The sequence below is a fragment of the Campylobacter concisus genome (genome assembly GCF_002913865.1).
GTDB lineage: Bacteria > Campylobacterota > Campylobacteria > Campylobacterales > Campylobacteraceae > Campylobacter_A > Campylobacter_A concisus_AM.
Map to the genome: position 1 here is coordinate 1 of NZ_POYX01000124.1, position 10,258 is coordinate 10,258.

The 10,258-nt window shown below is 39.4% G+C and carries 9 protein-coding genes; 7 read left to right on the top strand and 2 right to left on the bottom strand.

Annotation, left to right across the window (positions count from 1 at the left end; genetic code table 11):
* The first annotated feature begins 42 nt into the window (after positions 1-42).
* The 5 genes from CYP77_RS07945 (at position 43) to CYP77_RS07965 (ending at position 4,530) form a co-directional block, all read left to right on the top strand.
* Positions 43-2,475, top strand: a complete 2,433-nt coding sequence (locus CYP77_RS07945; protein WP_181001426.1) for a TonB-dependent hemoglobin/transferrin/lactoferrin family receptor — start codon at positions 43-45, stop codon at positions 2,473-2,475.
* Between the two features lie 52 nt (positions 2,476-2,527).
* Complete coding sequence (gene ribH, locus CYP77_RS07950) at positions 2,528-2,998, top strand: 6,7-dimethyl-8-ribityllumazine synthase (protein ID WP_012001235.1); 471 nt, start codon at positions 2,528-2,530, stop codon at positions 2,996-2,998.
* Between the two features lies 1 nt (position 2,999).
* Positions 3,000-3,395 (top strand): transcription antitermination factor NusB, encoded by a 396-nt coding sequence (nusB, locus tag CYP77_RS07955; RefSeq protein WP_103566847.1) that lies wholly within the window; start codon positions 3,000-3,002, stop codon positions 3,393-3,395.
* Positions 3,392-4,072, top strand: a complete 681-nt coding sequence (gene pyrF / locus CYP77_RS07960) for an orotidine-5'-phosphate decarboxylase (protein ID WP_103566849.1) — start codon at positions 3,392-3,394, stop codon at positions 4,070-4,072. The genes nusB and pyrF overlap by 4 nt, the downstream gene beginning before the upstream one ends.
* Before the next feature lie 215 nt (positions 4,073-4,287).
* A complete protein-coding gene (locus CYP77_RS07965; protein ID WP_103566852.1) occupies positions 4,288-4,530 on the top strand; it encodes a helix-hairpin-helix domain-containing protein in 243 nt (80 codons plus the stop codon).
* Positions 4,531-4,969: 439 nt separating this feature from the next.
* On the opposite strand, the gene CYP77_RS07970 is transcribed toward CYP77_RS07965, so the two are convergent.
* Together CYP77_RS07970 and tupA are read right to left on the bottom strand one after the other, a co-directional pair.
* Positions 4,970-7,213, bottom strand: a complete 2,244-nt coding sequence (locus CYP77_RS07970) for a molybdopterin oxidoreductase family protein (RefSeq protein WP_258032369.1) — start codon at positions 7,211-7,213, stop codon at positions 4,970-4,972.
* Positions 7,214-7,472: 259 nt separating this feature from the next.
* Entirely contained in the window at positions 7,473-8,291 is an 819-nt protein-coding gene (gene tupA / locus CYP77_RS07980; protein WP_103558927.1) for a tungstate ABC transporter substrate-binding protein TupA, read from the bottom strand.
* Between the two features lie 72 nt (positions 8,292-8,363).
* On the opposite strand from tupA, the gene tupB reads away from it, so the two are divergent.
* Together tupB and tupC are read left to right on the top strand one after the other, a co-directional pair.
* Positions 8,364-9,056 carry a tungstate ABC transporter permease TupB gene (gene tupB, locus CYP77_RS07985; protein ID WP_103566859.1) on the top strand — a complete coding sequence of 231 codons (693 nt, stop codon included), beginning with the start codon at positions 8,364-8,366 and terminating at the stop codon, positions 9,054-9,056.
* A gap of 9 nt (positions 9,057-9,065) precedes the next feature.
* The gene (gene tupC, locus CYP77_RS07990) at positions 9,066-10,019 is read left to right on the top strand and encodes a tungstate ABC transporter ATP-binding protein TupC (RefSeq protein WP_103566863.1); all 954 of its coding nucleotides are present in this window, start codon (positions 9,066-9,068) and stop codon (positions 10,017-10,019) included.
* Positions 10,020-10,258: the final 239 nt, after the last annotated feature.

Here is a 10,258-nt window from a genome sequence, read left to right on the forward strand (position 1 = left end):
ACACTACACTTTCAAGTTATTTTTCAAATTTAAGGAGACATTGTGCAAATTTGTAGAATTTTGTTTATCTTTGGTGTGGCGTCCAGCTTTGTCTTTTCATCGCAAGATACGCTGCTAGAAGGTGTTATAGTAAGTGCAAGTGGTATCTCAGCAAAAAAGACAGAGCTTAGCAAAAGCGAGCTAAAAAAAGGTCAAATTTTCTCCGAGCGAGATCTCGTGCGAAACGAAACTGGCGTAACTGTCACAGAAGGTGGTAGAAGCGGAAATAATGGGTATGCCATACGAGGTGTAGATAGTGATAGGGTTTCTTTAAAAATAGACGGAATGGAAGCTGTTGAGAGCTTTATGCCTCGTTCTTACAATATTTTAGGGATATTAAATGGCAACCGAAACAGCACCGAGCTTGAAAACATAAGCAGTGTAGAGTTTGTAAAAGGTGCAAATTCATTAAACAAAGGTAGTGGCGCGATCGGTGGTAGCGTTAGTATGCAGACAAAAAATGTTGATGATTTTGTAAGGGATGGGCAAAATGTTGGCTTCTATAGCAAAAGCGCATACGCATCAAAAAATAGTGAATTTAGGCAAGTTGCAGGTGCAGGCGTAAAAGCAGGCGGTATCGAAGCACTATTTCAGCATACGTATAAGAGTGGCAAACAGACAAAGAATTTTTACAGCGGTAAGCTAAATGATGTGCCATTTTGTGGAATGGGGACTAGTATAGAGGATTCGTATTTGGCAGATAAATACCCAGAGCTTTGCTCCTTTGGTAGAATTTTGCCCGATGATGTGAGATTTCGCACGCACTCAAATTTGATGAAATTTGGCTATAGGTTTGACTCGCATTTTATAAATACATCCTATGAAGACTTTAGGCAAAACTATTTTACAGAAGAGAAGAGTAATAGCACCGCAACACTTAATCGAAAGCAAACAAGAGATAGCATCCCTTACAAAAGATATGGAATTTACTATGAGTTTGTGCCAGACCATGATGCTTTACTAAGTAATTTAAAGGTAAGTTTTTATAAGCAAAGAGTGCAGCAGAGGTCAAATTTCACAAGATATCATGCAAACTATCCAAACGACATGCAATACAACTCAAGTTTTGATCAAAAAGATAGCTATGAATTTTTTCAAGACAAAAAACAGTTCGATATAAGCGGCATGAGTGGCGACATTAATGCAGGTAAATTTTCTCACATATTGAGTTTTGGTCTTGGCAGACACATCTCTACCTTTAAAAATAGAAATTTACAACTTAGACAAAGTTTTAATACAAAATGGGGCGGTAGCGGTTTTATCGTAGATCCAGCAAACCCTTTCAAGCTGGTTAAAGCAACGGACGTAACCTTTGCTCAGCCAGTAAAAAGCACTCTTGAATATGTTTTTCTGGGAGATGATATGAGCTTAAATGAGGCCTTAAGTCTAAACTATGGAGTTAGGCTTGATAGATATGTTTATAAACCAGAGCAAGCAAATATTGCCTCTGGTGCAGGATATAAAATGGTCACAACACCAGAGCTACAAAAAAGTAAATTTAAAGCCGTTACCTACAATGCAGGAGCCCAGTATGATATAAATAACAATGTGAGTGTTAGCTACGCATTTAGTACTGGTTTTCGTGCGCCAAGAGTGGAGGAGATGTATTTTGATACACCAAGGGATAGTACAAGATATGTTAGAAATTTAGAGCTAAAACCAGAAAAAGCCTTTAATCATGAGGTAAGTTTATTGTCATCGGGTCAGAGTTATGCGCTGGCTCTTAGTGCTTTTTACTCCAAATATAGAGATTTTATTGATAGTGATTATGAGGTTGGTATTGAAGAGATAGAAGAACTTGACTTTGCGACATTTGATTTTGTAAAAAAATACAGCAAAAAAAGTCTCGATTTTAAACATGTAAATGTTGGTAGAGCCACCGTCAAAGGTTTGGAACTAAACTCGCGTGTAAATGGAGATGCGCTAAATTTAAATGAAAATTTATATGCAAGCTTAAAAGCGACCTATGCACGTGGCAAAAAAAATGATGGAACTTCACTTATGGCTATTCAGCCGTTTACTGCAGTGGCTGGACTTGGGTATAGTGATAATAAATTTGATCTCTTATTAACTAGTAAATTTGTAGCAGCCAAAAAAGAAAAAGATGCGGTTTCAAAAATACCGCCAAATTTTTCTCAAATAACTGTTGATAGAGATACAGGTAAAGTAACTGGCACAACACAGCCAGAAGCACATAAATTTCTAAGTAAAAGCTATTTTGTCTTTGACTTAACTATGGGCTATAAGATCAGTAAAAATTTCAGCATAAATGCAGGGGTGTTTAATATTTTTAATAAAGAGTATTCTACTTGGGAGAATTTAAGGCAGCTTAGATATAACGGCAACCAAAGCTATGTTAAATTTGATGGTACCGGACTTGAGCGATATACTGCTCCTGGTAGAAATTTTAGCGTTTCATTCGAGGTTAGATATTAGCTTTAGTTTAAATAAGATTTTGATAAACTACGCAAAATATAAGGAGAAGAGAATGAAAATAATCGAAGGAAATTTAGCCCTAAAAGGCAACGAAAAGATAGCGATCATAAACGCACGGTTTAACCACATCATCACAGACCGCTTGGTAGAGGGCGCAAAGGACGCATTTTTACGTCACGGCGGCGACGAGAAAAATTTAACTTTAGTGCTAGTCCCTGGCGCATTTGAGATACCTATGGCGCTTGAAAAAGTGCTTGCAAGCGGTAAATTTGACGCGGTTTGCTGCGTGGGAGCGGTGATAAGAGGCGCAACGCCGCACTTTGACTACGTAAGTGCTGAGACCACCAAAGGCATCGCAAATGTAACGCTAAAATACGCAAAGCCAGTCACATTTGGTGTGCTAACTGTTGATAGCATCGAGCAAGCGATCGAGCGAGCTGGCAGCAAAGCTGGAAACAAAGGCTTTGAAGCGATGACGGGCGTTATAGAGATGCTAAATTTATATAAAAAGCTAGGAGAGTAAAATGGCAACGCGTCATCAGGTCAGACAAGCGATCGTTTCACTACTTTACTCAAACGAGATAAATCCCGTAACTGCTGAGTTTGAAGAGGAATTTGTAGAAGAAAAAAAGATAAGAAATGAGCGTAAAAATGAAGCTTTGCAAACATTTAAAGAGGTGCTTGCCAACAAAGAAAAACTAGATGAAATTTTAAAGCCGCACCTAAAAGATGGCGACTTTAGCAAGGTTGGCGCAACAGAGCTAGCCATCCTTAGACTTGGGCTTTATGAGATGAAATTTAGCCAGACAGATAAAGCTGTCATCATAAACGAGGCGATCGAGCTTGCAAAGGAGCTTGGAAGCGATCAGGCGCCAAAATTTATAAACGGCGTGCTAGATAAGATAAAGGGTGATCTATGAGGCTCTGCGTCGCTCTTGATATGGCGAGCAAGGATGAAAATTTAGCCCTTGTGTGTGAGCTAAAAGGGCTTGATCTTTGGCTAAAAGTGGGGCTTAGAAGCTACCTTAGAGACGGAGCTAAATTTATAGAGGAGCTAAAAGGGGCAGGGGAGTTTAAAATCTTTCTTGATCTAAAGCTCTATGACATCCCAAACACGATGGCAGACGCCGCCGAGGTCGTCTCAAAGATAGGCGTGGATATGATAAATTTGCATGCAAGCGCTGGCGAGAGAGCGATGACAACTGTAATGGAGCGTCTTAATGCGCTGCAAAATCGCCCTTTAGTGCTTGCGGTATCGGCACTTACTAGCTTTAATGAGAGCGAATTTGAAGCGGTTTATAACGATACGCTATCTCACTCGGTTAGGAAATTTAGCCAGATGAGCTTTGAAGCGGGGCTTGACGGCATGGTCTGCTCGGTCTTTGAAAGCAAGCTCATAAAAGACGTGACAAATCAAAATTTCATCACGCTTTGCCCTGGAGTTAGGCCTTTTGGCGAGAGTGCGGGCGATCAAAAGAGGGTTGCAAATTTAGTTAGCGCAAAGCAAGAGGGCAGCGACTTTATCGTCGTTGGCAGGCCGATTTATGAAAACGCAAATCCAAGAGAAATTTGCGAACGCATTTTGGAGCAAATTTAGCGCTCGAGATTTGCGTGAAATTTGACGCAAAATCATTTTAAGGGTGGTTTTTTCGCGTAAGAAATTTTAAATTAAACCACCTCGTGCATAGCTTGGATAACGACTTTGCGCAGTAGTAAGGTAAAATTTAGCGAGCCTCAAAGCGCAGGAATGAAATTTGAAATTTCACTCAAAGCGGCGAGTTTGGCGGAATTTAAAAGAAAATTGAGGTAAATTTGAGCGATTTTAAGAAAATCCCTTATGTCGGCGAGGCAACCGAGGCAGATCTGCTGGCACTTGGCTACGAGGATATCGCTTCGCTAAAAGGCGCAGATCCAGATGAGATGTTTGAGCGCACAAAGGCGCTTGGGCGAGGTAGTGATAGGTGTATCCTCTATGTTTACCGCATGGTCTGTTACTACGCAAATACGCCCTGTCCAGACAATGCCAAGCTAAAATGGTGGCTTTGGAAGGATTAAATTTTTAAATTTCTAGCGCTAGTTTTTAAATTTGACCTATTAAATTTAAATAGTGCAGGTCTTTGCAGAACACAAGCACACTTTTTGCCGTGAAAAAATGGAGCTAAAAATTTATTTTTTAAAATTTAAAATATAGGTTTGGATATGCTTTCTTTATTTAAAATTTTTTTAGTCGTTTTTGTGCTTTAGTTTTGAAAAATTTATTTGTTTGTGATAGGCCTTGATCTTATAAACAAATTTATAGTTGTTTAAAATTTAATTCATTTTTTTGTAAAAGTGGATATTCGTCATATTTACTAGTGTTAGAAATACAAAATATATACACATTATAAGCAAATTTTTGATCAAAGAAAAGCTTTTATAGTGAAGCTTAAATGCAGACGATAAGAGAAAATATTCCTATAAAATTGTATGATTCAAGGGCATTGTGCCCTTGAAATTATGATCTAACAGGTGAAAGATAAGGTTTTTCAGAGTGCATAGACATCTCGTTTTGTTGTCTAAATGCTATATACTCGTCTTCGCTTAACCTTTTTATGTTAGCTATAGTGATCTTAAGAGGTGTGATGCCTGAGAGCGGATCGTGGTCTTGTGCGTTTGCGAGCTCGTTGCCATCAGCCTCACTATAGTGGAAAGTCGTAAATATCGTACTCTCCCTAAGGTCAGGATTTACGCGAAGTTTAGCTGCGATCCTGCCGCGTTTGTTCTCTACCATTGCGTAGCAGCCATCCTCTAGCTCTCTCTCTCTTGCGATATCAGGGCTTACTTCGATTAGCGGACCTTCGATGCCAGCACCATACTCTAGCGGTGGGCACTCTCTTGTCATCGTACCAGTGTGGTAGTGATATACTTTTCTACCTGTTGTAAATAGGCAAGGATAGACCTCATCAGGCACTTCGCTCATCGCGCCTGAGCCTATTGGATAGCCATCAGGTATATGCATTTTGGCTTTAAATTCAGCCTCCATGCTTGCACGCTTATCTTTATCGTCAGCGTAAAGTACTGGAGCTAGGCGGAATTTACCATCAGGTAGCATTGATTTGTGATCGGTATAAAGATCAGGTGTGCCTGGGTGATCTTCATCAGGGCATGGCCAGCTGATGCCACCTAGTTTTTCAAGTCTATAGTAGCTGATACCGCCAAAGAATTTAGGCATTAGTTTTCTAAGCTCGTCCCAAACCTCTTCTGCGCTTAAGAAGTCAAATCCCTCAAGACCCATAGCTTTTGCGATGTTGCAAACTACTTTCCAGTCAGGCTCTACGCCACCTACTGGCTCGCTTGCTTTCCTAGTTCTTTGAACGCGGCGAGATGTGTTGATAAATGTTCCATCTTTCTCACCCCAACCAGCTGCAGGTAAGACGACATCGGCTTTTTGAGCACTTTCAGTAAAGAATAGATCTTGTACGATAAAGCAGTCTAGGTGGTGTGTAGCATGCACAAAGTGCTCTGTCCAAGGGTCACTCATGACTGGGTTTTCGCCGTATACGTAAAGCACTTTTAGCTCGCCACTATCCATCTTATCAGGTGCGTATGTTAGTTTAAAGCCAGGCACTGGATTAAGCTCGAAGTGCCAAACTTTGCGAGCTTGCTCTTGTGCATAAGCGCTATTTACTGCACCTGCTGGGATGACGTTAGGAAGTGCTCCCATGTCGCATGAGCCTTGGACGTTGTTTTGACCACGAAGTGGATTTACGCCAGCGCCTTTTTTACCTAAATTTCCTGTTAGGATCGCTAAATTTGAAAGTGAGAATACATTTGATGTACCGTCGCTAAACTGAGTGATACCCATAGTGTAGCAAATAGCAGCACTGCCAGCTTTTGCATACATCCTAGCAGCTTCAGTTATAAGCTCTTTTTTGACACCAGTCTCACGCTCAAATCTCTCAGGAGTGAAGTCTTTTACGGCTTCTTTTAGATATTCAAAACCCTCTGCATATTTTTCGATAAATTCTGTATCTTGTAAATTTTCAGAGATGATGACATTCATCATTGTGTTTAGTGTTTTGATGTTTGAGCCAACTGGAATTTGCAAGAATATATCGGCTTTTTTAGCCATATCGGTGCGTTTTGGATCCACAACGATCATTTTCGCACCACGCTCTAAGCCTCTTTGCATCTGCATAGCGATGATTGGGTGGCATTCGCTTGTATTTGTGCCTATTAGTAAAAATACATCTGTATCAGTCGCAAACTCAACAAGATCGTTTGTCATTGTTCCGTTTCCAAGGGTGCTGGCAAGACCTGCCACTGTTGGAGCGTGTCAAAGACGAGCGCAGTGATCTACGTTGTTGCTTCCTAAAGCACGAAAGAATTTTTGAAATACATAGTTGTCTTCGTTGTTTGAACGAGCTGAACTAAAGCCCATGATAGAACTTGGACCATATTTTTCTACGCTATTTTTAAAAGTCTTTCCTAAGAATTCATAAACTTCATCAAAACTTACCTCTTCAAGTTTGCCGTGTTTATTAAACTCACCGTTTAGTTTTCTCATCATTGGTTTTGTTAAACGTTTTGGAGAATTTACAAATTCCCAACCAAACATACCTTTTAAGCACAACTCACCGTCATTTACATGATGGTTGTCTGTTGGCTTCGCATCGACTATCCTACCGTTTTCTACGATAAGGTCTATGCCGCAACCAGTTCCGCAATACGGACAGGTTGTTTGAACAATCTTTTGCATAGATTTCCTTTCAAGTAATATTTCTAATAGTTCGGTTATTATATACCTTATAAAATAAAAGTAGTTTTAAAATTAATTATTTTATTTAAAAAAATTTTAAGTAATATGCAAAATTTGCATATTTCTTTGACGCTGAATTTACGGAGCTTTTTGCCGTTTTTGTCTTATTTTGAATTTGGTTTTTTAGCTTAAGTGATTAAAAATAAATTTAAAAAATATGAAAATTTATAAAAAAATGGGCGATTGCTCGCCCGTTGTATTAGTTTTTGCGTGTGTTTGCGTCTGGAGTAAAAAGTGGCTTATCAAGAAGTTTGAAGTCGCCTATAAATTTCTGACCCTCTTCGCTTGTTGCCCATTTTATAAATTTCTCTGCATTTTCGATGTCAGTTTTAGGGCAGTGTTTTGGATTTACTGCGATTAGAGAGTAGAAGTTTTTAAGGTCGTTGTCGCCTTCGTTGATGATGACCATCTCAGGATGACCTTTTTGATTTGCTTCATATTTAATGTAAGTACCGCGATCAGTAAATGTAACGCCTTTTTGCTCAGCAGCAGCATTTATCGTAGCTAGCATGCCTTGACCTGTCTGCATATACCAGCTATCTTTTTCAGGGACTTCGCCAGCGATCTTTTTCCAGATGCCTTTTTCTTTATTGTCTGTGCCTGATTTGTCGCCACGTGAGAAGAATTTGATACCATCTTTTTTGATAAGCTCAAAGCTTTGTTTGATATCTTTACCTTTAAATTTATCAGCAATTGATTTATCAGCGATAACGACGAAATCATTGTACATTACGGCATTTCTCTTTAAGCCAAAGCCTTTTTCTACAAATTCTTTCTCAACTTTTGGTGAGTGAACGAAAAGTACGTCAGCGTTGCAGTCTTCGCCAAGCTTTAGAGCTGCACCTGTACCAACAGCTGTCCATTTTATATCAACACCTGTTTTAGCCTTATAAACTGGGTAGATCGCGTCAAGCAATCCAGTGTTATCTGTACTTGTTGTAGTCGCCATGATTAGTTCATTGTCAGCGCCAAACGCCAAAACTGCGGCTGCTAGTGAGCCTAAAATAATCTTTTTCATTTTTCTCCTTTTTAGAAAATGTGGTATTATAGCATATTAAAATAATATGAATAAAAAAATTAGGAATAATATTTGGATTTTTTACTTAATGGCTTTACAGAAGCCTTTAATCTACTTTTAAACGGCAATCTTGAAACATATTCAGCTATCAAGGCTACCCTTTACACATCAAGCGTGTCGATACTTTTTGCCGTTATCATGGGCTTTCCACTTGGTTTCATGCTTGGCTTTTATGACTTTAGGGGCCGAAAAATTTTACGCCTTTTAAGTGACACGGCTCTTGCCATGCCAACAGTTGCGATCGGTCTTATCTTATACGCATTTATCACTAGAAATGGCCCACTTGGTAGCCTAAATTTACTCTTTACGCTAAAAGCGGTCATGCTGGGTCAGTTTGTGCTTGCCCTTCCTATCATCATCTCGCTTACTGCAAGCGTGGTTGAAAATATGGAGAAAAAGCACTATCTAACTATCCTAAATTTACGCCTTGCGCCGGCAAAGCTAGTTTGCTGTGTGCTTTACGAGCTGCGCTACGCCCTCATGGTCGTCATCGCCACCGCATACGGCAGGATCGTGGCTGAAGTGGGCGTTGCGATGATGATAGGTGGCAACATCAAGTACTTTACTAGAACGATCACCACAGCCGTTTCGCTTGAGACAAACAAGGGCGAATTTGCCATGGGTATAGCGCTTGCCATGGTTTTGATATTCATCGCATTTTTAGTAAATTTAGCGATCTTTGCGCTCAAAAAACTAGACAAATAGGAGCAAATTTTGATAAAGATAAGAAATTTACACCTAAGCTACGGCAAAAGCGAGATCCTAAATATCCCAAGCCTTGATATAAATACCAAAAAGATAACCGCTCTAATGGGCAGTAATGGCAGTGGCAAAAGCACACTAATAAGAGTGCTCTCGCGCCTGCAAAGCCCAGATAGCGGCGAAATTTCACTTTGGGGAGAAAATAGACCAAGCCTTGAAATGCTGCGTAAAATTTGCGTTTTGCTGCCTGAGCCTGCCCTTTTAAAAAGAAGCGTTAGAGAAAATTTCAAAGTCATCTTAAAAAGTAGAAATTTACTAAGCGAATTTGATGAGCGAACTAGCGAAGCTCTGGCACTTGTAGGACTTGATGAGAAATTTTTAGATAAGCGCCACTTTGAGCTAAGCTCAGGGCAGACGCAGCGCATCGCATTTGCTTTGGCACTCTCTTTAAGAGTGCCATTTTATCTGCTTGATGAGCCGACAAATAGCGTTGATATCGGCACTTCAAAGCTCTTTAGCAAGGCTATAAATTTGATGCACGAGAAATATGGCTGCGGCTTTGTCATCGCAAGCCACGACGAGAAGTGGCTTAGCATGCTAGCAAACGAGTGCGTGTTTTTGCACAAAGGCAGAGTCTGCGAGTTTGAATACAAAAATATCTTTGAGATAGAAGGTGGTGTGCTAAGCTTTGGCGATGATTCGAAGCTAAAATTACCTTCAAATTTTAAAGGCAAAAGCAAGATCACGATCAATCCAAGCAAGATAAAAATTTCTAAAACAGGTGGTGAGGGTCAAATTTCAGGGATTTTGCACTCAGCCTCGCTTTATATGGGCAATGAAAAGCTATTAAAGGTCAAAGTTGGCGACTTTTTGATCAAAATTTTTAGCCACGATGATAAAATTACAAAGATCGGCGAGCGAGTATTTTTAAAATTTGAAGATGGTTCGATGCTAGCTTTGGAGTAAAATTCACTCCCACTTTCTAAATTTAGCCCAAAAATAAAAATGGATATCAAAAAAGAGCTAAATTTTAATAATTCTGCTAAAAAATCATATCTTATATAACTCCATAAAAATAGCGTTTTTAAATATGCAATTAAGGCATATTTAAGCTTTTTTTAACTTTTCTAATTTATTTTATTTTAAGCCACATTAATAAGGCAATTAATTGTATAGTTTCAGTGTCATTAAAAAACTATTTAAGG

What these genes read in the sequence shown, in the direction of transcription:
- nusB (WP_103566847.1), top strand. Translation starts at nt 3,000, where the DNA reads ATGGCAACGCGTCATCAGGTCAGACAAGCGATCGTTTCACTACTTTAC.
- ribH (WP_012001235.1), top strand. Translation starts at nt 2,528, where the DNA reads ATGAAAATAATCGAAGGAAATTTAGCCCTAAAAGGCAACGAAAAGATA.
- tupA (WP_103558927.1), bottom strand. Translation starts at nt 8,291, where the DNA reads ATGAAAAAGATTATTTTAGGCTCACTAGCAGCCGCAGTTTTGGCGTTT.
- pyrF (WP_103566849.1), top strand. Translation starts at nt 3,392, where the DNA reads ATGAGGCTCTGCGTCGCTCTTGATATGGCGAGCAAGGATGAAAATTTA.